The following is a 26,355-nucleotide window of genomic DNA, read 5'->3' as shown; positions in this document are numbered from 1 at the left end:
AGGCCTTGGTCATCGCATCCGCCGCCTCGATCGCCGGAACCAGACCGCGGGTCTCGATCATGCCCAGGGCCACACCAAAGTTTTCACTCGCCATTGCTATTTTCTCCCGGAGTTACGGTTACTTCGAAAATTCGACGCTCACGCGGCCCTGCGTCCGCCATCCGAGCGCCCGGTATCGGTCTGGTCCTGCCCAGCCTTGTCCCTGGTCGACGACGACGTGTCGTCACTGCCGTCATCCCAGTAATCAATGATCCCCCCGATCGTCAGGTCGGTCAGGATCGAATTGTCGTCCAGCGCCAGGCGCGCGGCCGATCCGCTGATCGTGAACACCCAGTTCCCCGGGTGCGCACCGACCGGATCCACCGCGACCGCGCGACCGCCCTTCGCATCCACCAGCACGCGCAGGGACGCCGTTTTCAGGCCATCGACCCGACGGGTCACCGTCAGCTCGTCCTCCACGCGCATGATGTCCATGGGTTACTGCTCCTCCCAGTGATCGATGATCCCGACGATCGTCGCATCACTGGGGTAGGACTTGTCCCCGGCCGCTTCCCGCGCCGCCGACGAGCCCACCACGATCACCCAGTCCCCCGGCACGCAGCCAACGGCGTCCACCGCCACGGTCCGCGGACCGCCGACCTTCTCCTGCACCACCAGCAGGGGCCGATGTCCCAGATCGCGAATGCGATTGGTCGATACCAGCGTTTTCTCTACCTTGCAGATCTTCATGTCGTTCCCGTTGGCCTCAGGCCTCCAGCGGCTCCAGCTGCGAACCACTGCGCTTGTCCCGAATCACCATGTGGCAGCCGATCAGTCCCTTTTCGGACAGGTCCCGATAGCGCTTCATGATCTCGTCGCGTACCCGCCGGCAGCGGGCCTCCACCCGCTCGCGCGAGCCGGGCACCTTGCGGTCGTAGCGGAAATGCACCACCACCGGCACCGGCAGACCACGTTCCACGTTCAGCTTGCGGAACACCTTGTTCACGCCGACATCCATGCTCTCGGCACCCTCTTCCATGGTGTCCAGATGGGCGATGTAGGCGAAGTTGCGCACCTGCATCTCTTCTACTTCCTGGCCCACGATGATCATCCGTTCGCGATGCCCGACGTCGGCGTAATGGCCACCGTGATAGCGGGCGACGTAATCCAGCTGCGACAGGTTGTTCATCAGCAGCCGCGAGATGAATCGCAGCATTCCTTCGTGCGGCGCCCCGTTCCCGGTACCCCAGCCCTGCTGATGCACCGTGTCCTGAATCGCGCGATATACCGCCAGCGACGCGTCCTGTTCATTCATGTCCTGCGTCTCGCGGTACAGCGCCGCGCTGTCCACAAAGCGGTACAGGCTCATCCGCGTGTCGCCATCCGGCACGTGGACCTTGATGGCATCCGTGTCCGTGTCCACCCCGATCAGCAGGGTGTCCACCGACGCGCCGCAGCAGTAGGTGTTTTCCACCGCCTGCCGAAACGCCCGCAGCTGCCGCAGCGCGGCGTCCGCCGCCTCCCGTTCACAGGAAGCATGAGCGGTGCAGCCCTGGTGATCCGGGTCTGCACTGCTGTAATGGTACGCCGCCACCTTCAGGTACCGGCTCGGCACGTCGGCCGTCGTCGGGCGCCCTTCACGAAACCGCAACAGCTCCCGCTTGGTCCAGTGCCGAACGTCCTCCTCGATATCGAAAAGCGCGCCCGCGTAGCTCTTCACCCGCACCGCCATGTCCGGCAGGCGCAGGATAAAACGCCGCAGGCCCAGCAGGCGGCCATCGGAGCACGGCGAGATATCCACCTCGTGGAAATCGCAGTCCAGGAACCACGCGATCGCCGACTCCGCTTCGGCCACCAGATCGTCGCGGCCTGCCCAGTACTCGTTCACCATCCGGTCAAACAGCCGGAAACTCCCATCGAGGTACAGCCGCCGCGTATCCAGATGATTGATCCAGGCGTCCTCAAGCACCTGCCGCGGCAGGCGGACGCCCAGCCGACGTTCAGCCAGCGACTGAGCCCGTTCGGCGAAATCCTTTTCGTGCTGCATTGCATGGATCTCACGCAGCACCGGTATCAGGTCGGCGAAGCGATCCCGGAACCCCTGTTCAAACGCCTGCAGGCGTTCATTGCCGCGCACATCCGCCAGCGGATGGCCCGGCCGCACACCGCTGCCGTCGTCCACCGGCGCATAACGCCCGACCTCTCCGAGCTCGGGCCCGGCCTCCGACTCCGTACCCACCAAAGGTGCGCGTTGAGCTGGCGACCCCGAGACCGCCCCACGCCCGCTCACACTCCCGCGAGGGCGCAGAGACGTCGGTTTGCGGCGACGGCGAACGACCATGAGCTCCCGACTCCCCGAATCAGCCGCGGGCGCCACCGGACAGGGTCACCAGCGACCCGGCGTCCGTACTGCCCGAGGAACCGGTGATCCGGCTCGGGGGCACTTCCTTGCGTTCGAGCTCGCGGTTGCTCCAGGCACTGCTGCCCTCGCCCCGCGGATTTCCGCGCATGCTGACGTTGCGCCGGGTCGAAAAGCCTTCCGTGCCGGTCACCGAATCCCCGCGCTGCCAGTCGTCACCGGTGATCGCGAAATCTCCACCGGCGCCATTGACGGTCACGCGGTCGGCACCGGCACGGTCCTGCTCCGCAGCCTGAACCTCCGCCATCGCCGCCCGGGCCTGAGCCTGGGCCATCGCCATGGGGGCGCCTGCCCGGGCACGCGCCTCGCCGTAACGGAACTCCTCGGTGCCGGACACCAGGCCCACCGCCTTGTTCACCGAGCCCGTGATGGATCCGCTCGAACCGTAGGCCGTACCCGTCACGCGCCGTTCACGCGCCTCGCGGGCCGGAGACGGCACACTGAAGCCGCGCGCCGGCACTTCGGCATCACCCGCCGCCGGGGCGGCCTGGTATGCAGCGGTGGTCTGCATCACCGCGTTCCCTTCGAATCCTTCCGGACGCAGGCGGGGATGCAGGTCGCCGGCCACATTGGCGCAGGTGGACGCGAATTCGTCGGCACCGACATAGGGCGCGCCGGAAACGTCCTGGCAAGCACCGTGTTCGGTTCCGGTCACCCGGTCGTCATAACCCGGCTGACTGCCGGAAACGGCGTGCCCCGGGGTCGAATGCCGCTGTGCGACGCGCACGCCGGCCGAACGCGCTTCCTCGGGGGCACAGTACTGCTGATACTGGTCCGGACCCACGTACGAGGTGCCGCTGATCGGCTTGCACGCCCCGTACTCATCGCCGGTCACGCGCGAGGACGGTCCCATCGCCGGGCCCGAGACCCCCTGCTGCTTCCAGGTACGGCTCATCGTGACCTTGTCCGGGCCGGCTTCCGGCGTGGTGCCGCACAGTGTTTCGTAATGATCGGATCCCACGTATTCCGTCCCGGTAATGGGCTTGCAGCCCCCGTATTCATCGCCGGTGATGCGACTGGAGGATTCCACCCGCGTTCCCGACACCTCGCCGCCATGCAGGGTATGCATCACGCCGACCTTGTGGACGCCACCGGCCGCCGGCTGCTCGCAGAGCTCCGCAAAATTGGCCCGGTTGTAGTAAGGCGTCCCCGTCAGCGAGGCGCAGGAACCCGTCTCGTCTCCGGTCACCCGCGGACTGCGATCCACGGCCACACCGGTCACGGACCGGCCGTGCGCGGTGTGCATCTCGCTGACACGGGAGGCCGCCGGTTCGCCGCGCGTCCCGCAGCGCTGGAAGTCCTCGCTACCCAGGTATTCCGTACCCGTCACGGGCTTGCAGTCCCCGTGTTCAACACCCGTCACTGGAGAGGAGCGCCCGACGTCGGTGCCGGTCAGTTCACGACCCCGCAGGGTGTGCATCACACCGGCCCGCGCCGGCGCTCCGTCAGGCTTTCCCGTGCAGGGAACCTCACTGTCGCGGGTATTCAGATACTCGGTCCCGGTCACGCTCCGGCAGGAACCCGACTCATCACCAGTTACCTTCGGACTGCGACCGACCGTCGTGCCGGAGACATCCTCGCCGCGACCGGTGTGCATCACGCCGGTGCGCAGAGTGCCGGGTGCCGGACGCGTGCCGCAGAAGCCCTCGTACTGTTCCGTACTGAGATACTCGGTGCCGGTGATCGCCTCGCAACTGCCGCGCTCGTCGCCGGTGACCTGGCGGGACCGCCCCACCTCGGTTCCACTGACTTCCTGCCCGTGGCTCGTATGCGAATGGCCGACCTTGGGCGAATGGGCCTCCGGGAGCGTCCCGCAGTAGCGATCGAAATGTTCCGCGCCCAGGTATTCGGTCCCGGTCACGTCGTAGCAGCTGCCGGCTTCGCCACCGGTCACGGCATAAGTGCTCTCGACCTGGGTGCCGCTCACGTGCCCGCCGGAAAGGGTGGTCCCTTCCTCGACTTTCGGCGGCGCATCATGCTGGGCGTCGTGCCGCGGCCGGCCGCAAGGCCGGCCCGGCTCGGACGAACCGCGGCCAATGCTGCACAGTTCCTGGCGCCGCTGACGCGCGATCTCCCGGGTCGTCATGCCCTTGCGCTGGGCCGCTTTCCACGAGCCCTCGCGCGGCAGATCGGAAGGCCGCTTGGTGCCGGCCTGATAACGCCGACGCAGCGCCTTCTTGCCCTGGCTCGCCATTGCGTCCCGGCGCGCCATGCAGATGGCCCGCACGTCGGAGATCATCGGCTTGATCTCGCGATCGTTCTCGTCCTGACGCTGTTCCACCTGCTCGCACAGGCGATCCAGCCCCTGGTCCAGCGCCTCTCCCGCACGTTCGGCGGATTCATCGGCCGCCGGCGATTCCGGCTGCCGCGCGGCCTCCCGCGGCGGACGCGTCGGGCGCGGCGGTTCCGGGTCGCGCTCACGGCCACGCAGACGATCCTCGCGCCGCGGTTCGGTCGCCATCGCCTTCTTGCCGTTCTGCGCCAGCGCCTGACGGCGCAGGCGGCAGATCTCGCGGCCGCTCATGTTCTCGCAGTCAACGTCCTGGCTCTGCGCAAGGACTTCGAGCTGCCGCGAGCGTTCGGAGCCGGCCCGGGCAAATCCGCCCGAGCCGCGCGTGCTGCCCCGCCCCAGGGCCTTTTTGCCCTGACGTGCCATCTTCTGCCGACGCTCGAGCGCGGCCTGACGCCCGTTGGAGGCACCCTGGTGGGCGCCCGGAGGCGGCGCGTCGGACCCATCGGTCTGCCGCTCCGCCCGCGGTTCGGCGAACCGGGGCTCGGGCTGCGCGGGCGCGTCGGACTCACGCCCCGATTCCGGGGCCGAGGGAGCCGGCTCGGGCGCAGGCGCCGCGGGCGCGGGGTTCTGACGAACCACCTGGGACCGCGAGACGCCCTGGTTCGAGCCCTTCACGGCGGCCTTGCCATTGCGGGACATGGCCTTGCGCCGTTCGCGGGCCAGCTCGCGACCGGAGAGGCCTGCAGACGCGGATGTCGGATTACTCATGGCACTTCCTTACAGTTGGCGACGGCAACAGTAAAACCCTGTATGGAATGGCCGGGCCGGCGACAGCCGACCCGGCCGCAGCCGGATCAGCGGCCGCGATCGACCACGAAGGCCATGCCCAGGCTCTGGGCGTAGTTATCGTACGCGACGAAGCGCACCATCATGCCGGGATTGCTGCGACGGCACTCTTCGATTTCCTGCAGCACGGCTTCCACCGACTGCTCACCGAAGAAGGGCAGCTTCCACATGTACCAGTAGGGGGACATGGCGTGCTCCTTCTCGGAGTACTCCACGGAGGGGTTCCAGCCCTGCGCGAGGCAGTATTCGATCTGCTTGCGCACCTGGTCGGCGTTCATCTCCGGCAGGTAGGAGAAGGTTTCGTACTTCTGCACCGGCTTGAAGTTCTGAATATCGGACATGTCGGTCATCCTGTGTCTGGTTCGTTCAGGGTGCGGACGGCGCCGCCAGCGGCCGTCCGCACTCGGGCGATCACTTGTGCTGGGAATCGAGCTTGTCGACGGTGTCGAACTCGAACTTGATCTCCTTCCAGGTTTCCATCGCAATCTTCAGCTCGGGGCTGTGCTGCGCGGCCTGGGTGAGGATCTCCTTGCCTTCGCGCTCGACGTCGCGGCCTTCGTTACGGGCCTGGACGCAGGCTTCCAGCGCCACGCGGTTGGCCGTCGCACCCGGGGCGTTGCCCCACGGATGGCCCAGCGTACCGCCGCCGAACTGCAGCACGGAGTCGTCGCCGAAGATGGTGACCAGCGACGGCATGTGCCAGACGTGGATACCACCGGAGGCCACCGCGAACACGCCCGGCAGGGAGCCCCAGTCCTGATCAAAGAAGATACCGCGGGAGCGATCTTCCGGGACGAAGGATTCGCGCAGCATGTCGATCCAGCCGAGGGTCGCGGCACGGTCGCCTTCCAGCTTGCCGACCACGGTACCGGTGTGCAGGTGATCACCGCCGGACAGGCGCAGGATCTTCGCCAGCACGCGGAAGTGGATACCGTGCTTCGGATGACGGTCGAGGACGGCGTGCATCGCACGGTGGATGTGCAGCAGCATGCCGTTGTCGCGGCACCAGTTGGCCAGGCCGGTGTTGGCGCAGAAACCGCCGGTGATGTAGTCGTGCATGATGATCGGCGCGCCGATCTCCTTTGCGAACTCGGCACGCTTGTACATCTCTTCCGGGGTCGGCGCGGTCACGTTCAGATAGTGACCCTTGCGCTCGCCGGTTTCGGCTTCGGCCTTCTCGGTCGCTTCCTGCACGAACTCGAAACGCTCGCGCCAGCGCATGAACGGCTGCGAGTTGATGTTTTCGTCGTCCTTGGTGAAGTCGAGACCGCCACGCAGGCACTCGTAGACCGCACGCCCGTAGTTCTTGGCCGACAGACCCAGCTTGGGCTTGATGGTGCAGCCCAGCAGCGGCCGGCCGTACTTGTTCATCTTGTCACGCTCGACCTGAATACCGGCAGGCGGACCACCGCAGGTCTTCACGTAGGCAATCGGGAAACGCACGTCTTCCAGGCGCAGGGCACGGATGGCCTTGAACCCGAACACGTTGCCCACCAGCGAGGTGAACACGTTCACCACCGAGCCTTCCTCGAACAGATCGATCGGATAGGCGATGAACGCGTAGAAGGACTCGTCGTCACCCGGCACGTCCTCGACGGCGTAGGCACGGCCCTTGTAGTAGTCCATATCGGTAAGGAGGTCGGTCCACACCGTCGTCCAGGTCCCGGTGGAGGACTCGGCGGCCACGGCGGCTGCGGCTTCTTCGCGGTCGATGCCCGGCTGCGGGGTGATCTTGAAGCATGCCAGCAGGTCGGTATCCAGCGGCATGTATTCCGGCATCCAGTAGGTTTCGCGGTAATCCTTGACACCCGCGGAGTACTTCTTGGCGGCCATGTGGCTTTCTCCTACGCGTTGGTTAATCGTGACGGTCGCCTAGGTTAGGAAGGTTAACCACTAATAACAAATAAATAATCTAGATACGACCGATTGACGTTCATCTATGGTTTCCCGGGATCCGTCGTTTACGGGTTCCCGGCGATGGGGGGCACGCGACCTTTCCCGCACGCTCCCGCTGATGAGCCGCCCGCGATTCTAGCCGAAAACCCCGGACGGTGCATGCCAATGACGACACGGTTTCGCGGACGCCGGCCGGCAGGCACCCGCAGCACGCCGGCCTGGACTGCGACGAAGGGATAGGGGATGCGAGGGGTGACGAAGGGAAGAAACGGAGCCGCCCGGGACGCCGGGCGACTCCGGGAAGGGCCCGGGAGGTGTCAGGTGCCGCGCAACAGGCGCACCATGGCGTCGGCGACCGCCCGCGCCGACTGCGGGTTCTGTCCGGTCACCAGGCGGCCATCAACCACCACGTGTTCCGCCCAGTCGTCGGCGGCGTCCACCTTGCCACCGCGAGCCTCCAGACGATCCTGCAGCAGAAAGGGGACCGCGGCATCGAGACCGACGCCTTTTTCTTCGCTGTTCGTGAAGGCGGCCACCCGCCGGCCGGAGACCGCGGGGCTGCCATCCTGGAGCATGGCGCCCACCAGACAGGCCGGGCCATGGCAAACCGCGCCGAGTACCTTGTCGTGCTCGAGGAATTCGACGACCAGCCGCTGGACATGCGGATTATCCGGCAGATCGAACATGGTGCCGTGCCCGCCGGGGAAGAACAGCGCTGCGTACTGCTCGTGCTGCACCGACGCATCCAGCGGGATGGTGTCATCCAGGGCCTGTTGCGCGGTCGCCGCCGCGGGCCCGGGGTGGGCCGCCTCGAGGCTCCGCGGGTCCAGCGGAACCGGGCCGCCCCGGGGACTGGCGACCTTGATCTCGTATCCGGCCTCGCGAAACCGCTGATAGGGGTCTGCGAATTCGTCAAACCAGAGTCCGGTCGCATGCCCCGGGGCGAGCTCGTCGTGACTGGTGGTCACGATCAGGATGGTCTGCATCATGGCGCCGTCTCCTTCCGATGGTTGTCCGTGGTGGACAAACGGTGGATCGGCCACGTTCCCGCAGTTGCCTCAGCGGGCCCCTTCCTCATGGTCGGGCAGAGTGATGTTGAGCTCGAGCACCTCGCAGTCCCCTTCGCGATCGACGTTCATCTGCACCGCGTCGTCGTCCACTTCGACGTATTTGCGGATCACCTGCAGCAGCTCCTGCTGCATTGCCGGGAGGTAGTCCGGGCCGGAACGCGCCGCGCGCTCGCGCGCCACGATGATCTGCAGGCGCTCCTTCGCAACGTTCGCACTCTTCTGCCGTGGCTGACGGAAATAATCGAAGATGCCCATGGACTCAGCCTCCGAACAAACGGCCGAAGAAGCCCCGCTTCGGCACGTCCACGAAACGCAGCGGACGCTCCTCGCCCAGGAAGCGGCCGACGGCATCGTCGTACGCCTGCCCGGCATCCGACTCCGCGTCCAGGATGACCGGCTGCCCCGCGTTGGAGGCATTCAGCACCGCCTGGGATTCCGGAATCACGCCCAGCAGGTCGATCGCCAGGATCTCCCCCACGTCCTCGATGCTGAGCATCTCCCCGCGCTCCACCCGCTCGGGGGAATAACGGGTCAGCAGCAGGCGCCCGGGCATGGGATCGCCGCCCTGTTCCACCTTGCGGGTCTTGGAGGCGAGAATCCCCAGGATCCGGTCCGAGTCACGCACGCTGGACACCTCGGGATTGGTGACCACCACCGCCTCGTCGGCGTGATAGGCAGCCATCAGGGCACCCCGCTCGATGCCGGCCGGGCTGTCGCAGATGATGTAATCGAACTCTTCCGCCATCTCGCCGAGCACGCGCTCTACGCCATCCTCGGTCAGCGCTTCCTTGTCGCGAGTCTGCGATGCGGGAAGGATGTGCAGATTCTCGACCCGCTTGTCGCGGATCAGCGCCTGTTTCAGGTTCGCGTCACCGTTGATCACGTTGACGAAGTCATAAACCACGCGCCGCTCGCAGCCCATGATCAGGTCGAGATTGCGCAGACCGACATCGAAATCGATCACTGCGGTCCTGTGGCCCCGCTGGGCCAGGCCGGTCGCGATCGCGGCCGAGGTCGTGGTCTTGCCCACGCCCCCCTTGCCGGAAGTCACCACTACGATACGTGCCATGTTGGCTGCGTCTCCTTGAGAATCGAGGGAAGCGGAATCCGCTCAGGACTCCGTGATGTTGAGGCTTTCGCCCGCCAGTGTCACCAGCCGGTTGTCGCCGCGCTCGGCTTCCGTGATGTCTTCGGCAATCCGGTAGTGTCCACCGATCGACAGCAGCTCGGCCTCCAGGCGGCGACAGAAGATCCGCGCGCTCACCAGCCCGCGCACGCCGGCCAGGGCGCGGCCACGCAACGGCCCCAGTACAGTGATGTGGCCATCCGCCAGCAGCTCCGCACCGGCGGACACCGGAGCCGTCACCAGCAGATCCCCGCCGCGTGCGTAGACCTGCTGCCCCGAGCGCACCGGCTGGTCCACCACGCGTGTCGCGCTGTGCACCGCCACCGGCGCCGCCGAAGCCGACGCCGCGGAATCGCCTTCCTCCGCGGCCTCCGCGGATGGGGCCTCCCGCCGCGCACGGCCCTCGCCCAGGGCCACTTCGCCGGAACCGCCGCGGCCACCCATGGCCAGACGCGGCGGCAGTCCGGCGGCATCCGCCGCTTCAAGCGCCTGCGCCGCCTCGCCGTCCTGCAGCCCGATCAGGCGAAAGCCCGCGGCCCGCACCTGCTGCACAACCGCGCGCAGCGCGGCGTCCCCGGCATCCGCCACCGGCTGCAGATCCAGCACAATGGGCATGTCGCGCATCAGATCGGGCGCCTCGTCGCGTCGCGCGGCGAGCATGTTGCCCAGGTTGTGCGGCTCGGCGTCGTGCACCCGCAGCACCGAGACCAGCAGCATGCGGCCCTTGAGTTCCATGGCCTGGACGGAGCTGGGGGAAGCGCTCATGCTCGGTTCCACGTTCGGAGGATGGTCGGCGTCGCCCCGGACGGGGCGGAATCGCGCATTTATAGCGTGCCGGCCCCGGGTCCGGCAAGCCTGTGCGTCGCTCAGCGCCGGCGCGGGCGCCCCGGGATCAGCGCCGGGGTCCGTGCAACGTAGTCGGCATAACCCGGGCGGGTCTCGTGCAGGTGCGATTCGAGGAGCGTCACCCCGGATACCCGCAGGATCAGAACGATCATCAGAACCGCCGACGGGATACCCCACCAGCCGCCGGCCGCCAGCGCCAGCAGGCCGTAGCCCACCCACACCACGATCTCGCCGAAGTAGTTGGGATGGCGGCTGTAGCGCCACAGTCCCCGGTCCATGACCTCGCCGCGCCGCTGCGGATCGGCGCGGAAGCGGGCCATCTGCAGATCGGCCACGGTCTCGAAGACGAAACCGAAGGCCCATACCGCGAGGCCCGCCGCCAGCAGCAGCGGCTGCATCGACTGCGCACTGACCCCCGCCAGCACCGGGAGGCCGATCACCGCCACCAGCGCACCCTGCAGACCGAAGATCGTGACCAGGCTGCGGCGCGCGAAGGCCGCATCGCTCAGCTCTCCGCGCATCGCGGTGTACCGCGTGTCCTCGCCATGGCCCCAGTTGCGCCAGGTGATGTAGGCCGACAGGCGCAGACCCCACAGGACCACCGGCACCAGCATCCACAGTCCCGCTGCCGGGAACCCGGCCATCCCCCACCACAGGACGCCGACGACGATGAAGCCGATACCCCAGAAACGATCCACCAGGCTGGCGTCGCGGCGACGCATCGCCGCGCCCCAGACCAGGGTCATCAGACCCAGCGCCGCCAGCAGCCCCCAAAGAAAAGCGACCGAAAGGCTCATTCCGCGCCCCCCCGCAGCGGGCGTTCCAGCAGGGTATGCGAGACGAACCACTCACCCCCGCCGTCCCGGGCGAACAGCTCGGCGCAGGCCATGTAGAACATCCGCCAGCGCTGGAAGACCCGCGCCGCCTCCGTCGCATCCGGCGTCCGGGAGAACAGCGGCAACAGCCGTTCGCGGGCGGCATCCTGACGCTGCAGCCAGGCGTTCAGACTGCGCGCATAGTGTTCGCCGCCCACCCGCCACTGGTCACGTACCCGCAGATGCTCCTGGAAGTGGTGCACCAGATCCTCGGACGGCATCAGCCCGTCGCGAAAGAAGTGCCGGGCCATCCAGTCCGCGTCACCGTCGGTCTCGAAGAAATAGGCGCGGTCGCGATGGGCGAACACATGCATGAAGAACCACCCGCCCGGGCGCAGCCAGTCATGGATGCGACGGAACAGCTCCGGCCAGTTGCGCATATGTTCGAACATCTCGACGGAAACCACCCGGTCGAAGTCGCCGTACGGAGGACTGAAATCGTTCATGTCGGCGGTGACCACCTCCAGGTTGGTCAGGCCGAGGGCATCGCGCCGGTGCTCGATCGCCGCGCGCTGGGTCGCCGAATTGGACACCGCCAGGATCGAGGCCCGCGGGAACTGTTCCGCCATCCACAGCGACAGCGACCCCCATCCGCAGCCCAGTTCCAGGATCCGCTGGCCGTCGGCCAGCCCGGCGCGCTCGGTGGTCAGCTGCAGCATCGCCGCCTCGGCCCCGGCCAGATCGTCCACGCCTTCCGGCCACCAGCCGGAGGAATACTTCATCCACGGCCCCAGGCACGCCTCGAGATACTCGGTCGGCAGCTCGTAATGCTGTTCGTTGGCGGTATCGGTGGACAGCGCGACGGGCGCCTCCCGCATCGCCCGCACCAGCGCCTCGCGCCGTGCACACAGGGTCTCCGGCGACCCGCCACTCTCGCGCAGCCGCCGCCGCAGCAGATGCCGGATCCCGGCACGGATGGCCGCATCCGGCAACCAGCCGCGCTCGGCCCAGTCAATCAGTCGCTCCATCGTCCCCTCCATCTGCCGGTGCCCGGGCCGAAGGCCCCGGTCCGCAACACCATGGACCGACTGCGGCCGACCCGGTTCCGCGCGACCCGCCGATCACAACCCCGCCAGACGTCGGGTTTGACGTGACCGCGGTCACCCCTCGCCCCCCGACAGCGGTGATAGAGTGAGACCCAACGCTCAATTTCCACGTGATCATGGCCCAGACCTACCGAATCCCGCCCCGGCTGCTGCAGCGCGTCTGGACCCCGTTCATGGATGCGCTCGAGGAAAAGAACCGCGCTTTCATGAACGAGCTCGACGACCGCCTGATGGACTCGGCCGAGAAGGCGATCGATTCCCAGCGCGCGCAGCAGAACATGATGCTGTCGCGGCAGATTCGCATGGCGGCTCAATCCGTGCTCGTTCAGTTCCGCAGCGGACTGGCGGAACGACTGACCCCGGCACAGCCGCCCTCGGGCACGAACCCCGGCGCCGACGATGTCGGCCTCGAGCTGAGCGTGATGGACCAGGAGGCCACCGAACGCGAAGTCGCCCTGCGCAAGGTAGTCGCCGGGGCGCGCTCGGTGATGTCGGAAGAGATCGACGCCCTGGAGCAGCTCACGCGGGATTACCGGCTCGCAGCATCCCCGGAGGCGGCCCCCTGGCATCCGCATGCCCTCGGGGATGCCTTCCTTCAGGCCGTCGAAGCCGTCCCCCTGCCCCCCGAAGACTGTCTGATGCTGCTGCACTGGTTCGACCGCGACGTGGTCCGCGACCTGCAGCCGGAGATGCAGGCGCTGCTCCGTGCCTTTGGCGAAGCGGGGCTGGCTGTCCCCGAAACGGGTCCCGTGGCGCGCACGCGGAGCACCGGCGGCGGAGCCACCCGGGCCGGGACAGAAGAGCCGCCAGCGCACGCCGGCCCGGCGACCACCGCGACGGCCCGGCACGAGCCGGGACCGGCCGCCCCCGCCGGCCACTGGGGCCAGTTCGGCTACGTGGTGCCGGCCGGGGAGCGCGGCATGGTCCCCGCCGAGGGCGGAGCCATGCCGCAGGGCATGCCGGGCACGCTGGCCGTGGCCACCATGGTCCAGAATGCCCCCAGCCGCGAGTCGCTGGAGCCGTTCATCATGGACCTGCTGCAAGGCCTGTTCGACCTGATCCTCAAGCGCGACGATCTCAACCCGGCGCTGCGCGAACCCCTGGCCGATCTGCAGCTGCCGCTGGTGCGCATCTCCCTGCGCGACAGCAGCTTCTTCCGCGACAAGCAGCACCCGGCACGCCAGATGACCGGTCAGCTGCTCAATATCGCCCTGCGCGTGGACCCCGATCTCGACCTCAAAGACGCCCGCGAACTGCCACTGGCGCGGCTGGTCGCGGAACACGTCGAGCGTCTGCGGGGTGCCGGTCTCGACAGTGCCGACGCCTATCAGAGCGCGCTGCAGGCCCTGCGCGAAGACCTCGAGCAGGTCGAATCCGAGATCGAAACCGAGGTGGCCGAGGAACGTCGGGAGGCGGAACAGGAGGAGACCCGGATCGAGGTCTCCTGGCAGATGGAGACCACCGTCCACCAGACCGTGGAAACCGCCGGACGCGGCCTGCCCGACCAGGCCCGCCAGCAGCTGATGGACGCCTGGGTCCCGCTGCTCACCGCGGAGGAGACCGCCCGCGTGGCGACAGCCCCTGAATCGCAGGGCAGTACGGACGCCGCCACCGCGCCGGCCCCTGTGCAGGACGGCGGTCCGGGATCCTCTCGGGCGTCCGACGTCCCGGCCGGCGCCGCGGAAACGGGCACCACGGACGGGACCGACGACGAGACCCCGGCCGCCACCCCCGGCGAACAGCCTGCGGACACCGCCGCATCCGCCGCCGATGACAGCCAGGAAGCCGACGACGGCCGGGAGTCCCCCGCCGGTCTGGCTCTGCTGGAGGAACTGCTGCAGCTGATGCGCGAGGCCCCGGACTTCAAGTCCTCGGCGCCACTGCTGGCCCGTATCCGCGCCTATCTCGACCGGGCTCCGCTGTCGGCGGAGGAACGTGCCCGCATCAAGTCGGACCTGGTCAGTGCCCACCTGATGGCCGCCGGGCGCAAGCCAAGCCATACCGAAGAGGCGAAACCGGCGGCAGAAAAGGAACCGGCGACCGGCTCAGCCCCCGCAACGGACAGTACCGACTCCACGGACGCCGCGAGCCGCCGCGACCAGGCCTCCGACAAGGGCGGCGAAGAGCGCTCGCGCGAACGCGGCCGGCGCAGCGAGGGCCGCTCGGCGGCCAGCCCGTTCGCCACCGCCGCGCGCCTGCCGGACGACGACCCGTCGCTGATGCGCGACCACGACGACGAGCACGTGGACACCGCCGACAGCCTGGAATCGGGCACCTGGATCCAGTTCACCTCGCCCGCCGGCACCCGCGTCACGCGCATGAAGCTGGTCTGGCGCGGCACCCACTCCGGGCGCTTCCTGTTCACCGATGCCGCCGGCCGCAGCAAGCGCCAGCACAGCCTCCAGGGGCTGGCCCAGGAGTTCCGCACCGGGCGCGCGCAGATCATCCCGGAAGAATCCCTGTTCGATCATCTGATGGAGCAGAAGCTGGGCACGGGGGAATCGGCCGGCGCCACCGGCTGACGCCTCGCGCGGGCCGCCCCGCCGAACGACCGGCTCTAGTCGGTCTGCGGGTCGGTCTGCGGGGTCCCGTATCCCCCGCCGCCCGGTGTATGGATCTCCACCGCATCGCCCGCTTCCAGCGCACGCCGGTCGCAGCCCTGCAGGCGCTCGCGGCGCCCGTCCGCGCGGATCAGCCAGTCCTCGCCCGCCGCCGCATCGCCACCGCCGCACAGGCCGAACGGCGCCACGCGGCGGCGATTGGCCAGCAGGGTCAGTTCCATCGGTTCGTCGAAACCCAGACGGCGTATAACCCCGTCGCCGCCCCGCCAGGCCCCCGTGCCGCCCGAGCCCGTGCGCAGCGCAAAGCGCTCCACCCGCACCGGAAAACGGCTCTCGAGCACTTCCGGGTCGGTCAGGCGCGAATTGGTCATGTGGGTCTGCACCGCACTGGCGCCGTGGTGGCCGGGGCCTGCGCCGGCACCCCCGGCGATGGTCTCGTAGTACTGGTAACGGTCGTTGCCGAAAGTCAGGTTGTTCATCGTCCCCTGCGCGGCCGCCTGCGCCCCGAGGGCACCCAACAGGGCGTCGGCCACCGCCTGCGAGGTCTCCACGTTCCCGGCCACCACCGCGGCCGGCGGCACCGGATTGAGCATGCAGCCCTCCGGCACCCGCAGCTCCACCGGATCCAGGCAGCCGTCGTTGAGTGGCACCGGGTCGTCCAGCAGGCAACGCAGCACGTACAGCACCGCCGCGCGCACGATGGACACCGGCGCGTTGAAATTGTCCGCGCGCTGGGCCGAGGTCCCGTCGAAATCGATCACCAGGCGCGCATCCTCCGCCGATCCGGGCCGATCCGGGGTCACCGACACCACGATCTCCGCCCCGTTATCCAGCCTACAGCGAAAGTGGCCGGGCTCCAGTTCCGGGATCAGCCGCCGCACTGCCGCGGCCGCGTTCTCCTGCACATGCTGCATGCTCGCAGTCACCATTGCCGGCCCGCTCTCGCCCAGCAGGCGGTCCAGTTCCTCCAGACCGCGCCGATCGGCCGCCACCTGCGCCTCCAGATCGGCACGGTTCTGCGCCGGATTGCGCGCCGGCCACGGACCGGACGTCAGCAGCGTCTGGAGGATTTCGCCATCGAACTGGCCATCGCGCACCAGCCGCACGGGCGGGATGCGCACACCTTCCTCCTCCGGAGCTGAAGAGAACGCCGGCATCGACCCCGGCGTGATCCCGCCGACATCGGCGTGATGCCCGCGCGAGGCCACGAAGTACCGCAGCACCGCCGGGGTCGCCGGATCGCTGGTGACCCCGCCCGCGGCATCCAGGAACACCGGCGTGACCACGGTGATGTCCGGCAGATGGGTCCCGCCGTTGAACGGATCGTTGAGCACGTAGGTATCGCCCGGACGCAGGTCGTCGCCGAAGGCCGCCACGATCGCGCGCACGCTGGCCCCCATGGAGCCCAGATGCACCGGCATGTGCGGCGCGTTCGCCACCAGCCGGCCGGCCCCGTCAAACAGCGCGCAGGAGAAATCCAGGCGTTCCTTGATGTTCACCGAATGGGCGGTGTTCTGCAGGGTGAAGCCCATCTGGTCGGCGATCGCCATGAAGCGGTTGTTGAAGACCTCCAGCCGCACCGGGTCGCGACGCTGCGGATCCTCGCTCCGCTTGCGATCACGCGCCCCCGCGGCGGGGTCGTGCTCCAGCACCAGCGTGCCGTCCGCGGCCATGCGGCCCCGCCAGTCCGGCTCCAGGATCACCGTGCCGGTGGCCTCGATCACGATCGCCGGGCCCTCCAGACGCATGCCGGGGCTCAGGGCCTCGCGGCGGTACAGCGGCACCTCGCACCACTGCCCTGCGGTGAACATCGACACCCGTTCCGCGCATTCCGCTTCGCCCGCCGCGGCCTCGTCATCCGCGGCGGCGCCCGCCGCTTCCGCGGGGTGTTCCGCCCCCGGCCCCACGGCCTCCACCGCGGCCACCGCCACCACCAGCCGCCGGTCCGGCGGGGCGAAGCCGTAACGCCGGCGCCAGGCCTCGGCAAACGCATGCTGCATTGCCTCCGGGCTCCCGGCCTCCACCTCCAGGGGCGAATCCGAGCCCTCCACCCGCAGCTGGATCCGCCGATGCAGTCGCAGCTGCGCGGGCTCGACGCCCTGCCCGGTCAGCTCGTCCCGGGCCCGGGCCTCCAGCTCGCCCAGCGCCGCCTCCAGCCGCACCACGCCATCGCCGTCCAGCGGACATTCCAGGCTCGCCTCGTGCAGCGCCCGCAGCTCGGCCAGGCCCATGCCGAAGGCCGACAGCACCCCGCCCAGCGGATGCAGCAGCACGTGCCGCATGCCCAGACGCTCGGCGACCCGGCAGGCATGCTGCCCGCCGGCCCCGCCGAAGCAGACCAGCGCATAACCGCCGACGTCGTGCCCGCGCTGCACCGAAATCGTCTTGATCGCGCGCGCCATGTGTTCCACCGCGATCTCCAGCAGGCCTTCGGCCAGCGCCTCGGGCGACGGGGGCTCGTCCTGGGTGGCCCCCACCTCGGCCGCCAGCGCGGCGAAGCCCTCCGCCACCGCCCCGGCATCCAGCGGCCGGTCGCGATCCGGCCCGAACACCGCCGGGAAATACTCGGGCCGCAGGCGTCCCAGCTGCAGATTGCAGTCGGTGACCGTCAGCGGGCCGCCCTGACCGTACGCCGCCGGACCCGGCTGCGCCCCGGCCGACTCCGGCCCCACGCGCAGGCGCATGCCGTCGAACCGGCAGATCGACCCGCCGCCGGCCGCCACGGTGTGAATGTCCAGCATCGGCACGCGCAGGCGGACCCCGGCCACCTCGCTCTCCTGACGCCGCTCCAGCTCGCCCGCCAGATGCGCCACGTCGGTGGAGGTCCCGCCCATGTCGAAGGTGATCAGGCGCTCGAAGCCCAGCGGGCCCGCGGTGCGCAGCGCACCGACGATGCCCCCGGCCGGGCCGGACAGCACCGCATCGCGCCCGCGGAAGCGCTCGCCGTCCACCAGTCCGCCGGAGGACTGCATGAAGCGCAGCGGTACCGTCCCCAGCTCGGCGGTCACCTGACGCACGTAGCGTCGCAGCACCGGCGACAGGAAGGCGTCCACCACCGCGGTCTCGCCGCGCGGCACCAGTTTGATCAGGCCGCTGACCTCGTGGCTGGCGACCACCTCCTCGAAGCCCAGCTCGCGCGCCAGCTCGGCCACCGCCTGCTCGTGCGCCGGGAAGCGGTAGCCGTGCACGCAGGCCACCGCCAGCGCGCGATAGCCGTCCGCCCGCGCCGCCTGCAGGCGCGACCGCAGGGCGTCCAGATCGGGCGCGCGCAGCACCCGTCCGGCGGCATCCACGCGCTCGTCCACCGGTTCCACCCGGTCGTACACCGGGACCGGCAGGCGGATGTCGCGCGCGAACAGCTCCGGGCGCGCCTGATGCCCGATGCGCAGCGCGTCCTCCAGGCCCGCGGTGATCACCAGCACCACCGGCTCGCCCTTGCCTTCCAGCAGGGCGTTGGTGGCCACCGTGGTGCCCATGCGCACTTCGTGTATGCGCGCCGCCGGCACCGGTTCGCCCGGCGCGAGCCCGAGGAGGTCGCGGATGCCCTGCACCGCCGCGTCGGCATAGGCCTCGGGGTGCTCCGACAGCAGCTTGTGCGAATGCAGCCGGCCCTCGGGGTCGCGCCCCACGATGTCGGTGAAGGTGCCACCGCGGTCAATCCAGAAATCCCAGGCCCGCGTATCCGCATGCCGGCCGCGGGCTTGTGCGTGATCGTCGCCGCCCGCCATCATTGCGCCCCGAACTCGCCGCCCCGCGGCCGGTCGCAGGACCACCCGCCCACGCATCGCAGGGAAACGCAGACCCCCATGGATCCCGTCACCCACGCCAGTCTCGGTGCCGCCGTCGGCGGCCTCGTCCTCGGTTCACGGCTGGGCCGCAAGGCCCTGGTACTCGGCGCGCTGGTCGCCCTGATTCCGGATCTCGACATCCTCATAGCTTACGGTGATGCGGTCTCCGATTTCACCCTGCACCGGGGTTTCAGCCATTCGATCCCGGTGCTGCTGCTGTTCTCGCTGGCCGCCGCCGGGCTGGCCTCGCGGATCCCGGCCACGCGCGACATCGGTTTTGCCCGCTGGTGGTGGTTCTTTGCGCTGGTCCTGGTCACCCACGTGCTCAACGATGCCCTGACCACCTACGGCACCCAGATCCTCTGGCCGCTGCCAGTCGACCCGGTGGGGACGGCCTCGATCTTCGTGATCGACCCGCTGTACACCCTGCCGCTACTGATCGGGGTGATCGTCGCGGCCTTCTGGCGCTTCGCGCCGCGGGCGCTGGTGGCCGGGCTGGTGCTTTCCACCGCCTACGCCGGCAGCGGCCTGGCCCTGCAGGCGTGGCTGGACCGTCACATCCAGCCCGCGCTGGCCCAGGCCGGACTGGAGGAACAGCCCCGGCTGATCCAGCCCACCCCGTTCAACATGCTGGTCTGGCGGGTCACCGTCATCAACGGCGACCACTTCCACGAGGCCTGGGTCGGGATCTTCGACCAGCCGATCCGGCCCGATTTCGAGACCTTCCGGCGCGATCCGCACGGACTCGAGGAAACCGCGATGGACCTGGAAGACGGCCGGCGCCTGCGCGAATTCAGCGGCCCGTTCCTGCGCTTTCACGCGCAGTACGACGAGGACCGTCCGCCGCGCCTGGTCGCCACCGACATCCGCCTGGGCGGCCCCGGCTACTTCCCCTTCGGCTTCGCCATCGCCGAACGCGAAAACGGTGAATGGCAGCCGATCAGCAGCGAACGGGTGCGCGAGGAAGGGCCGCTGGACGACGCCCTGCACGCGCTGGCGCGGCGCGCCTTCCAGCCCGATCGCATTGGCTGCATGGGCGATCTGGCCGGGCCGGAGTACTTCGTGACCAATCCTCCACCGCGCTGCCGCATGCGCATGGGTCTCCCCGGCGCCCACCCCGGCGATCCGATCCGGCCGCGCCGCTGATCCCTGCAGCGGCTGCGAGCTCTTGAGCCTGGCGCCCGGGCGGAGTAGCGTTCGGCCCATGCTGTTTTCCGAACTCACCTCCGACGGCGTCACCTATCGCATCACCGGGCATGCCCCGGGTGCGATCGGAATCAACGATGTCGGCTATCACGCCAGTCTGATCGTGCGGCCGCGCTCGCTGCATGCGGACTGGCCAGTGCGCGCGGCCGGCGAACTGGACCTGGCGGCACTGGGCCCGGTCCTGGAAGACCCCCCGGAGGTCCTGCTGATCGGCACCGGCGAGGTCAGCCGCTTTCCGCCGCGCGAGCTGCGCCGCGAACTGCAGCGGCGCGAGCTGGGGGTGGAGATCATGGACACCGCGGCGGCCTGCCGCACCTACAACCTGATCATGGCCGAAGGCCGCGACGTGGCCGCAGCATTGATCGTGGAACCGGCAGAAGCCTCCGCCGGCGACTGAGTCGATGCCCAACCGCGCTCGGGAGCCCGGCAGCACTCAGGATCCGGGAAGCACCTCGTCACCCTTCATCCCGCGCGATTCCAGCAGCCTCCGCAGGCGCTTGAGCGCATCCATCTGGATCTGGCGCACGCGTTCGCGCGTGACCCCGATCTCCGCGCCGACCTTCTCCAGCGTGGAGCGCTCGAAGCCGTGCAGACCGAAACGGCGCACCAGTACCTCGCGCTGCTTCTCGTCGAGCTGACCCAGCCATTCCTCCACCAGATCCTGGATGTCCTGATCCTCGAGGATGGACGAGGGTTCCACCGCATTCACGTCGGCGAGGATGTCGGTCAATGAGCGATCACCATCCGGCCCCGGCGGCAGGTCCATGGAGGTCGAGGGTTCGGACATCGCCCGCAGTTTCTGGATCTCGGCCACCGGCTTTTCCAGGCGCGCGGCCAGTTCCTCTTCACTGGGATCGCGCCCCAGCTCCTGGGCCAGTTCGCGCGCCACCCGCGTATGGGTACGCAGTTCCTTGGACACATGCACCGGGATGCGGATGGTGCGCCCCTGGTTCATCAGGGCGCGTTCGATGGTCTGACGGATCCACCAGGTGGCATAGGTGGAAAAGCGGAAGCCGCGCTCGGGATCGAATTTCTCCACCGCATGCATCAGCCCGAGGTTGCCCTCCTCGATCAGGTCCAGCAGCGGCAGACCGCGATTGAGATAGCGCCGGGCGATCTTCACCACCAGACGCAGGTTGCATTCGATCATGCGCCGCCGGCCGGCCTCGTCTCCCTGGCGTGCCAGACGCGCGTAATGCCGTTCCTCGTCCGGCGTCAGCAGGGGGCGGAACTCGATGTCGCGCAGGTAGAGCTGGATGGCGTCCAGCTCCGCGGGGCGCGCATCGCGCAGGGTGCGCGGACGCACCGGAACCTCGTCCTCGGGCGTTCCCGCCTCGACCGGGTCGGGGGCTTCTTCCGGGGGGACCACACCGTCCTCGACCCGTTCTTCTTCCGCCGGTTCATGCAATGCCGGCTCCTCCAGAGGAGATTCCGGATCCTCGCCTTCACGGCCGTCGAGATCGGCCGGGTACCGGGGGTCGCTCATGCGTGATCCTGCCAGTCGATTGCTCGGTTCAACGATCCGGAAGGTAGCCCGCCGGGTCAACCGGCGAGCCGTCCACGCGGATCTCGAAATGCAACATCGGCCGGTCCGTCCCCGATGCACCCAGGCGCGCGATCGGATCGCCGCCTTCCACCGTGTCGCCTTCTTCGACCAGCAGCTCGTCGTTGTGTCCGTAGGCCGACAGAAAACGCTCGTCGTGACGCACGATGATCAGACGACCATACCCCACCAGGCCGCCACCTGCATAGACGACCTCGCCGCTGCGCGCGGCCCGCACCGGATCCCCCGGCTCGCCACCGATACCCAGCCCTCGTCGGGTGCTGGAGCTGTCGGAGAAGGCACGCACCACGTCACCATCGGCCGGCCACACCCATTCGCCGTCACCGCTCGGGGCCGGCGGCGGCTCGGGTTCCGGCTCGGGTTCCGGGGCGGACGCAGGCTCGTCACCGGTGCCGGAAGAGTGCTCCCGCTCGCTCGATGAAGCCCCGGACCCGCTCGCCGTTTCGCGCGATGGCACCGGGGGCGGCGACGAACGCGCCGGACCGGTCAGGCGCAGGCGCTGGCCGGGATGAATGACATAGGGCGCACCGATCGCGTTGCGTCGTGCCACCGCCCGCCACTCCAGCCCGTAGCGGCTGGCAATGCTGTACAGGGTTTCACCGCGCGACACGGTATGCGTATCGGGAACCCGGGAATCGCCCGGCGTGCGCAGCGCACATCCGCTCACGGCCGCCGCCAGCAGGGCCGCCAGCAACACGAAAATCAGGCCGCGCAGCACCCCCTCGTGCATGCTCACTCCAGGGCCAGATACACCGCGATGGCCACCGCGAGCACGCCGATCCCGGCCCAGCCGATGCGTTCCATGTAGGGGCGCAGATGGCGCTCGGCGCGCGGCCCCGCCCAGGCCATGAACAGGGCCACCAGAAAGAAACGCGCACCGCGCCCCAGCAGCGAGGCGAGCACGAACGGCAGCCACGCCATGGCCAGGGCCCCGGCGGTGATGGTGAAGAGCTTGTAGGGAAGCGGCGAGAACCCCGCCACCAGCACCACCCACACCCCCCAGGTGGCGAACCAGTCCTCGGCCTGCGCGAGCTCCGCGGCGTAGCCGATGTCCCGCAGCCACGGGCCCAGCGACTCGAACGCCAGCCAGCCGGCGAGGTAACCCAGCACCCCGCCGATCACCGAGGCAACCGTGGTCAGGGCGGCCAGATACCATGCCCGCGCCGGCGACGCGGCCGCCATGGGCGCAAGCATGACATCCGGCGGCGGGAACGGCAGCACGAACGATTCCACCAGGGAGAGACCGGCCAGGTAGCGAGGCGCATTGCGGTGACGGGACCATCCCATCACCCGATCGTAGACCGGCTCGAACAGTTTCATCGCGGCGCGAATCCGGACACGTCGCTACTGCTCCGCACCCGGGAGCATGGGCACGAACATCACCCCGTCGAGGACATCGCGGACGAACGCATCCTCGGTGCGCGTATAGCGGACCAGATGCTGACGACCGTCCGCGCTCTCCACCGGGGCCACCAGACGCCCGCCGGGAGCCAGCTGGGTGAGCAGAGTCTCGGGCACCTCACGCGGAGCCGCGGTGAGAATGATCCCGTCATACGGTGCGCGCTCGGGCCAGCCCTCCGCCCCGTCGCCGTGGCGCAGGTTCACGTTGTTGATGCCCAGCCGGCTGAGCAGCTCGCGCGCGCTGCGGGTCAGCGCCTGAATCCGCTCGATCGAGTACACCCGGTCGACGATCTGCGCCAGCACCGCCGCCTGATAACCGGAACCCGTGCCGATCTCGAGCACGGTGCTCACCGGCCCGCCCTCCAGCAGGGCCTCGGTCATGCGGGCGACGATGAACGGCTGGGAGATGGTCTGGCGGTGCCCGATGGGCAGCGCGATGTTCTCGTAGGCGCGGTGGCTCAGCGCGTCCTCCACGAACAGGTGCCGGGGCACGCTGCGGATGGCCTCCAGCACCCGCGGATCGCGGATACCCTGCTGCTCGAGGATCCGGACCAGGCGGTCGCGCGCCCGCCCCGAGGTCAGCCCGGCACCCGAGGCGTCGCTCACCATGGTGTACCTCCCTGGTGGTGATCCCCCGGCGCGGCACCCTCCAGCCAGCGCCCGACGGTGTCGATCGCGTCGTAACGAGTGAGGTCCACCTGGATCGGCGTGATCGAGACGTAGCCCTCGCGCACGGCATGAAAATCGGTCCCGGGACCGGCATCCTGCTCCGGCCCTGCGGGACCCACCCAGTAGATCTCCCGCCCGCGCGGATCCTGGTCGGCGACCATGGGTTCGGCGCGATGGCGGTTCCCCAGGCGGGTGGTCTGCACGCCCTGGATCGACTCGAACGGAATATCCGGGACGTTCACGTTGAGGATGGTCGCCGCCGGCAGCGGGACCTGCCGCAGCCGATCCAGCAGATCCAGCACCACGCGCGCCGCGGTGTCGTAATGCCGCAGGTCGGTCCCCACCAGCGACACCGCGATCGATGGCAGGCCAAGGAAGCGACCCTCCATGGCTGCGGCCACGGTCCCGGAGTACAGCACGTCGTCGCCCATGTTGGCCCCGGCATTGATGCCGGAGATCACCAGATCCGGCTCCTCCTCCAGCAACCCCGTCAGCGCCAGATGCACGCAGTCGGTGGGTGTACCATCGACCTGCACACCGGCGTCGCCCACCGATCGGGCGTGCAGCGGCCGCACCAGCGTCAGGCTGTTGCTGGCGCCGCTGCGGTCGCGGTCCGGTGCCACTACCCGGACCTCGGCCACCGTTCGCAGGTGGCCGGCCAGGCACTGGATGCCGGGGGCATGGATTCCATCGTCGTTACTGACCAGAATGCGCATTCGGGAGCCGGAGGCTTTGAAAGGGTCTTCAATATACTGGAAACGGCTTCGGGACATGCAGTTTCCTGCCTGTGCCGGAGCCTCGGAAAGCGAGTATCCTGCCATGAATTCCGGGGACGGTCCCAGCGATTTCGACGAGTTTCTGCGTGCGGTGGGCCCGGTGCGCCGGATTCACAGCGACCGCGCGGAGAAGGATACGCCGCGCCCGCCCGCCCGCGCGGCCCAGCGCGACCGCGACGAGGAACAGGCCCGGCGCGACTGGATGAGCGACCCGCTGGAATTCGGCGACCTCCAGCCCGGCGACGAGCTGCGTTTCAGCCGCGCGGGCATCAGCCAGCGGGTGTTCCGCAAGCTGCGCGGCGGCCATTACCGGATTCAGGACGAACTGGACCTGCACGGCCTGTTCGCCGACGAGGCACGCCAGGCGGTGGCCGGTTTCATCGACGAGGCACGCGCGGATGACCGCCTGTGCGTGCGCATCATCCACGGCAAGGGCCAGCGCTCGAGCCCGCGGGGCCCGGTCCTCAAGGGGCTGACCGACCACTGGCTGCGCCAGCGCGACGACGTGCTCGCGTTCTGTTCGGCACGTCCGGCCGACGGTGGCACCGGCGCCGTATACGTCCTGCTCAAGAAACGCCGGGATCCGTCCTGAGTGACGCCACTATCACCGCCGAACATTAGCACTGGACGGCATGTTGATTTAGATCAAGTCCAGAGTTACCTTGACCGATATCAGCGGATTGCCGCAGCCGCATGCCGCCCGGGTTGCAATCCCGCACGGGCTGCGAGACCATCCTGTACAAGCCTTGTACAATGAATGCATCCAAAGGCAACGGAAACTGCGACGAAGAGGTCCTGCTCATGAATCACTGGAAACTTGCCCCCATCGCCCTCGGCATCGCGGCCCTCGCCGCAGGCTGCTCCAACAACGAGGCGACCACGACCGCCGAAGAACCGGCAGCCACCGAGGTCAGCGAAGAGGAAATCGAACAGCGCGCCATGGAGAGCCGTGAGGCCATCCAGCAATTCGCCAGCACCCTGCAGGGCGAACTGATGAGCGCGATGGAAACCGGCGGCCCCACCGAGGCCATCCAGGTCTGCAACGAGGTGGCCCCGGAGATCGCCGCGGACATCTCCGCCGACACCGGCTGGGACGTCGGGCGCACCAGCCTCAAGCTGCGCAACCCCGACAACGCCCCGGACGAGTGGGAGCGCGCGGTGCTGGAAAGCTTTGACGCCGAAGTCGCTGCCGGCACCCCGGCCGACGAAGTCGCCCCGTCGCACGAAGTGATCCAGACCGAGGATGGCGCGCGGTTCCGGTTCATGGCGGCGATCCCGACCGGCGGTCAGTGCCTGGCCTGCCACGGCGAGGACATCGATTCCGACATCAAGCACGCGCTGGAACGTCTGTACCCGCAAGACGAGGCCACCGGCTACCAGGCCGGGCAGGTCCGCGGGGCATTCACCATCACCCAGGAGATGTAACGCTCTCCGGCAATGGCGATACGAGAAGGGCCGCATCAGTGATGGTGCGGCCCTTTCTTTTTGCATCCCGCCCCCAGAACAAACCGAATTTCGGCAGGGACAAAGGGACAGATGACCGGCTTTATGACAATCTGTCGAGTTGCCGGATGGAACCTATCGAACCGAAGACATGACGCGAACCATTGATGCCGAGCTGCTCGCCCTCGCGGTCGACGCCTCCAACGACGGGGTGGTGATTGCCGAACGCGAAGGCAACGACAATATCCTGATCTACGTGAATCGCGCGTTCGAGGAGCTCACCGGGTATCGTTCCGAGGAGATCCTCTACCGCGATTGCCGTTTTCTGCAGAACGACGACAGCGACCAGGATGCCGTGCGCGAAATCCGCGCCGCGCTGGACGAGGATCGCCCCTGCCGCGTGACCCTGCGCAACTATCGCAAGGATGGCTCGCTGTTCTGGAACGAGCTGTCGCTGACGCCCATCTTCAACGACGAAGACCGGCTGACCTACTACATCGGGATCCAGAAGGACATCACCGCGCGCGTCGAGGCCGAAGAACGCGCCGAACGTGCGGAGCGTCAGCTGGCCGGCTCCGGCTGACCCGCCAGCAACCCCGCGCGGTGCCCCG

25 protein-coding genes are annotated in these 26,355 nt (G+C 68.6%); 6 read left to right on the top strand and 19 right to left on the bottom strand.

From position 1 onward, the window contains the following. The 13 genes from F620_RS14235 to F620_RS0106145 form a co-directional block, all read right to left on the bottom strand. On the bottom strand, positions 1 to 94 hold a 94-nt coding region (locus F620_RS14235), incomplete at its 3' end, for a BMC domain-containing protein (RefSeq protein WP_038030644.1). 44 nt (positions 95 to 138) lie between these two features. Next, entirely contained in the window at positions 139 to 474 is a 336-nt protein-coding gene (locus tag F620_RS0106200; protein WP_018870590.1) for a carboxysome peptide B, read from the bottom strand. A 3-nt stretch (positions 475 to 477) separates the two neighbouring features. After that, positions 478 to 729 (bottom strand): carboxysome peptide A, encoded by a 252-nt coding sequence (locus F620_RS0106195; RefSeq protein WP_018870589.1) that lies wholly within the window; start codon positions 727 to 729, stop codon positions 478 to 480. 16 nt (positions 730 to 745) lie between these two features. Then, the gene (locus tag F620_RS0106190) at positions 746 to 2,218 is read right to left on the bottom strand and encodes a carboxysome shell carbonic anhydrase (protein WP_026331334.1); all 1,473 of its coding nucleotides are present in this window, start codon (positions 2,216 to 2,218) and stop codon (positions 746 to 748) included. Positions 2,219 to 2,339: 121 nt separating this feature from the next. Next, complete coding sequence (locus F620_RS0106185) at positions 2,340 to 5,399, bottom strand: CsoS2 family carboxysome shell protein (RefSeq protein WP_019569869.1); 3,060 nt, start codon at positions 5,397 to 5,399, stop codon at positions 2,340 to 2,342. A gap of 86 nt (positions 5,400 to 5,485) precedes the next feature. After that, on the bottom strand, positions 5,486 to 5,818 hold the full coding sequence (locus F620_RS0106180) for a ribulose bisphosphate carboxylase small subunit (RefSeq protein WP_019022376.1): 333 nt from the start codon (positions 5,816 to 5,818) through the stop codon (positions 5,486 to 5,488). 70 nt (positions 5,819 to 5,888) lie between these two features. After that, positions 5,889 to 7,310, bottom strand: a complete 1,422-nt coding sequence (locus F620_RS0106175) for a form I ribulose bisphosphate carboxylase large subunit (RefSeq protein WP_019022375.1) — start codon at positions 7,308 to 7,310, stop codon at positions 5,889 to 5,891. 380 nt (positions 7,311 to 7,690) lie between these two features. Further along, complete coding sequence (locus tag F620_RS0106170) at positions 7,691 to 8,362, bottom strand: type 1 glutamine amidotransferase domain-containing protein (RefSeq protein ID WP_019022374.1); 672 nt, start codon at positions 8,360 to 8,362, stop codon at positions 7,691 to 7,693. A gap of 69 nt (positions 8,363 to 8,431) precedes the next feature. Continuing rightward, positions 8,432 to 8,698, bottom strand: a complete 267-nt coding sequence (gene minE, locus F620_RS0106165) for a cell division topological specificity factor MinE (protein WP_018870583.1) — start codon at positions 8,696 to 8,698, stop codon at positions 8,432 to 8,434. A gap of 4 nt (positions 8,699 to 8,702) precedes the next feature. Further along, positions 8,703 to 9,512 (bottom strand): septum site-determining protein MinD, encoded by an 810-nt coding sequence (gene minD / locus F620_RS0106160; protein ID WP_019022373.1) that lies wholly within the window; start codon positions 9,510 to 9,512, stop codon positions 8,703 to 8,705. Between the two features lie 42 nt (positions 9,513 to 9,554). Continuing rightward, entirely contained in the window at positions 9,555 to 10,334 is a 780-nt protein-coding gene (gene minC, locus F620_RS0106155; RefSeq protein ID WP_051081232.1) for a septum site-determining protein MinC, read from the bottom strand. Between the two features lie 101 nt (positions 10,335 to 10,435). Further along, positions 10,436 to 11,212 carry a DUF1295 domain-containing protein gene (locus tag F620_RS0106150; protein ID WP_019569867.1) on the bottom strand — a complete coding sequence of 259 codons (777 nt, stop codon included), beginning with the start codon at positions 11,210 to 11,212 and terminating at the stop codon, positions 10,436 to 10,438. After that, a complete protein-coding gene (locus F620_RS0106145) occupies positions 11,209 to 12,258 on the bottom strand; it encodes a cyclopropane-fatty-acyl-phospholipid synthase family protein (RefSeq protein ID WP_019569866.1) in 1,050 nt (349 codons plus the stop codon). The genes F620_RS0106150 and F620_RS0106145 overlap by 4 nt, the downstream gene beginning before the upstream one ends. Positions 12,259 to 12,452: 194 nt before the next feature. Here F620_RS0106145 and F620_RS0106140 point away from each other — a divergent pair, with 194 nt between their 5' ends. Next, positions 12,453 to 14,858: a DUF1631 family protein gene (locus F620_RS0106140; protein WP_019569865.1), complete on the top strand. Its 2,406-nt coding sequence runs from the start codon at positions 12,453 to 12,455 to the stop codon at positions 14,856 to 14,858. A gap of 35 nt (positions 14,859 to 14,893) precedes the next feature. Here the strand turns inward: F620_RS0106140 and F620_RS0106135 are convergent, their stop codons facing one another. Then, on the bottom strand, positions 14,894 to 18,628 hold the full coding sequence (locus F620_RS0106135) for a hydantoinase B/oxoprolinase family protein (protein ID WP_019569864.1): 3,735 nt from the start codon (positions 18,626 to 18,628) through the stop codon (positions 14,894 to 14,896). A gap of 75 nt (positions 18,629 to 18,703) precedes the next feature. On the opposite strand from F620_RS0106135, the gene F620_RS0106130 reads away from it, so the two are divergent. Then, positions 18,704 to 19,831 carry a metal-dependent hydrolase gene (locus F620_RS0106130; RefSeq protein ID WP_019569863.1) on the top strand — a complete coding sequence of 376 codons (1,128 nt, stop codon included), beginning with the start codon at positions 18,704 to 18,706 and terminating at the stop codon, positions 19,829 to 19,831. 58 nt (positions 19,832 to 19,889) lie between these two features. After that, complete coding sequence (locus F620_RS0106125; RefSeq protein ID WP_019022365.1) at positions 19,890 to 20,288, top strand: Mth938-like domain-containing protein; 399 nt, start codon at positions 19,890 to 19,892, stop codon at positions 20,286 to 20,288. A gap of 36 nt (positions 20,289 to 20,324) precedes the next feature. Here F620_RS0106125 and rpoS read toward each other — a convergent pair whose 3' ends face one another. The 5 genes from rpoS to surE are packed head-to-tail and all read right to left on the bottom strand — an operon-like array spanning position 20,325 to position 24,241. Further along, the gene (gene rpoS, locus F620_RS0106120) at positions 20,325 to 21,377 is read right to left on the bottom strand and encodes an RNA polymerase sigma factor RpoS (protein WP_018870574.1); all 1,053 of its coding nucleotides are present in this window, start codon (positions 21,375 to 21,377) and stop codon (positions 20,325 to 20,327) included. Between the two features lie 28 nt (positions 21,378 to 21,405). Further along, positions 21,406 to 22,185: a peptidoglycan DD-metalloendopeptidase family protein gene (locus tag F620_RS0106115; protein ID WP_018870573.1), complete on the bottom strand. Its 780-nt coding sequence runs from the start codon at positions 22,183 to 22,185 to the stop codon at positions 21,406 to 21,408. Between the two features lie 2 nt (positions 22,186 to 22,187). Then, positions 22,188 to 22,775 carry a YqaA family protein gene (locus F620_RS0106110; RefSeq protein ID WP_019569862.1) on the bottom strand — a complete coding sequence of 196 codons (588 nt, stop codon included), beginning with the start codon at positions 22,773 to 22,775 and terminating at the stop codon, positions 22,188 to 22,190. 24 nt (positions 22,776 to 22,799) lie between these two features. Continuing rightward, positions 22,800 to 23,465, bottom strand: coding sequence for a protein-L-isoaspartate(D-aspartate) O-methyltransferase (locus F620_RS0106105; RefSeq protein WP_019569861.1), 666 nt, complete (start codon positions 23,463 to 23,465; stop codon positions 22,800 to 22,802). Continuing rightward, positions 23,459 to 24,241: a 5'/3'-nucleotidase SurE gene (surE, locus tag F620_RS0106100; protein ID WP_018870570.1), complete on the bottom strand. Its 783-nt coding sequence runs from the start codon at positions 24,239 to 24,241 to the stop codon at positions 23,459 to 23,461. The genes F620_RS0106105 and surE overlap by 7 nt, the downstream gene beginning before the upstream one ends. Positions 24,242 to 24,344: 103 nt before the next feature. On the opposite strand from surE, the gene F620_RS0106095 reads away from it, so the two are divergent. The 3 genes from F620_RS0106095 to F620_RS0106085 all read left to right on the top strand — a co-directional run bounded on the left by F620_RS0106095 (position 24,345) and on the right by F620_RS0106085 (position 26,327). Then, on the top strand, positions 24,345 to 24,893 hold the full coding sequence (locus tag F620_RS0106095; protein ID WP_018947692.1) for a Smr/MutS family protein: 549 nt from the start codon (positions 24,345 to 24,347) through the stop codon (positions 24,891 to 24,893). Between the two features lie 209 nt (positions 24,894 to 25,102). Beyond that, the gene (locus F620_RS0106090; protein WP_026331332.1) at positions 25,103 to 25,726 is read left to right on the top strand and encodes a DUF3365 domain-containing protein; all 624 of its coding nucleotides are present in this window, start codon (positions 25,103 to 25,105) and stop codon (positions 25,724 to 25,726) included. 169 nt (positions 25,727 to 25,895) lie between these two features. Then, positions 25,896 to 26,327 (top strand): PAS sensor domain-containing protein, encoded by a 432-nt coding sequence (locus tag F620_RS0106085; protein ID WP_018870567.1) that lies wholly within the window; start codon positions 25,896 to 25,898, stop codon positions 26,325 to 26,327. Positions 26,328 to 26,355 lie beyond the last annotated feature (28 nt).

Origin of the sequence: Thioalkalivibrio sp. ALE11 (genome assembly GCF_000381205.1) — a bacterium.
Lineage (GTDB): Bacteria > Pseudomonadota > Gammaproteobacteria > Ectothiorhodospirales > Ectothiorhodospiraceae > Thioalkalivibrio.
Note: the sequence above shows the minus strand (reverse complement) of the source record. Positions and strands in the feature narration are given on the sequence as shown.

Excerpts from the sequence above, each read along its gene's own strand:
- F620_RS0106200 (WP_018870590.1), bottom strand. The coding sequence starts at position 474 with ATGGACATCATGCGCGTGGAGGACGAGCTGACGGTGACCCGTCGGGTC.
- F620_RS0106195 (WP_018870589.1), bottom strand. The coding sequence starts at position 729 with ATGAAGATCTGCAAGGTAGAGAAAACGCTGGTATCGACCAATCGCATT.
- F620_RS0106185 (WP_019569869.1), bottom strand. The coding sequence starts at position 5,399 with ATGAGTAATCCGACATCCGCGTCTGCAGGCCTCTCCGGTCGCGAGCTG.
- F620_RS0106180 (WP_019022376.1), bottom strand. The coding sequence starts at position 5,818 with ATGTCCGATATTCAGAACTTCAAGCCGGTGCAGAAGTACGAAACCTTC.
- F620_RS0106175 (WP_019022375.1), bottom strand. The coding sequence starts at position 7,310 with ATGGCCGCCAAGAAGTACTCCGCGGGTGTCAAGGATTACCGCGAAACC.
- F620_RS0106170 (WP_019022374.1), bottom strand. The coding sequence starts at position 8,362 with ATGATGCAGACCATCCTGATCGTGACCACCAGTCACGACGAGCTCGCC.
- minE (WP_018870583.1), bottom strand. The coding sequence starts at position 8,698 with ATGGGCATCTTCGATTATTTCCGTCAGCCACGGCAGAAGAGTGCGAAC.
- minD (WP_019022373.1), bottom strand. The coding sequence starts at position 9,512 with ATGGCACGTATCGTAGTGGTGACTTCCGGCAAGGGGGGCGTGGGCAAG.
- minC (WP_051081232.1), bottom strand. The coding sequence starts at position 10,334 with ATGAGCGCTTCCCCCAGCTCCGTCCAGGCCATGGAACTCAAGGGCCGC.
- F620_RS0106150 (WP_019569867.1), bottom strand. The coding sequence starts at position 11,212 with ATGAGCCTTTCGGTCGCTTTTCTTTGGGGGCTGCTGGCGGCGCTGGGT.
- F620_RS0106145 (WP_019569866.1), bottom strand. The coding sequence starts at position 12,258 with ATGGAGCGACTGATTGACTGGGCCGAGCGCGGCTGGTTGCCGGATGCG.
- F620_RS0106140 (WP_019569865.1), top strand. The coding sequence starts at position 12,453 with ATGGCCCAGACCTACCGAATCCCGCCCCGGCTGCTGCAGCGCGTCTGG.
- F620_RS0106135 (WP_019569864.1), bottom strand. The coding sequence starts at position 18,628 with ATGATGGCGGGCGGCGACGATCACGCACAAGCCCGCGGCCGGCATGCG.
- F620_RS0106130 (WP_019569863.1), top strand. The coding sequence starts at position 18,704 with ATGGATCCCGTCACCCACGCCAGTCTCGGTGCCGCCGTCGGCGGCCTC.
- F620_RS0106125 (WP_019022365.1), top strand. The coding sequence starts at position 19,890 with ATGCTGTTTTCCGAACTCACCTCCGACGGCGTCACCTATCGCATCACC.
- rpoS (WP_018870574.1), bottom strand. The coding sequence starts at position 21,377 with ATGAGCGACCCCCGGTACCCGGCCGATCTCGACGGCCGTGAAGGCGAG.
- F620_RS0106115 (WP_018870573.1), bottom strand. The coding sequence starts at position 22,185 with ATGCACGAGGGGGTGCTGCGCGGCCTGATTTTCGTGTTGCTGGCGGCC.
- F620_RS0106110 (WP_019569862.1), bottom strand. The coding sequence starts at position 22,775 with ATGAAACTGTTCGAGCCGGTCTACGATCGGGTGATGGGATGGTCCCGT.
- F620_RS0106105 (WP_019569861.1), bottom strand. The coding sequence starts at position 23,465 with ATGGTGAGCGACGCCTCGGGTGCCGGGCTGACCTCGGGGCGGGCGCGC.
- surE (WP_018870570.1), bottom strand. The coding sequence starts at position 24,241 with ATGCGCATTCTGGTCAGTAACGACGATGGAATCCATGCCCCCGGCATC.
- F620_RS0106095 (WP_018947692.1), top strand. The coding sequence starts at position 24,345 with ATGAATTCCGGGGACGGTCCCAGCGATTTCGACGAGTTTCTGCGTGCG.
- F620_RS0106090 (WP_026331332.1), top strand. The coding sequence starts at position 25,103 with ATGAATCACTGGAAACTTGCCCCCATCGCCCTCGGCATCGCGGCCCTC.
- F620_RS0106085 (WP_018870567.1), top strand. The coding sequence starts at position 25,896 with ATGACGCGAACCATTGATGCCGAGCTGCTCGCCCTCGCGGTCGACGCC.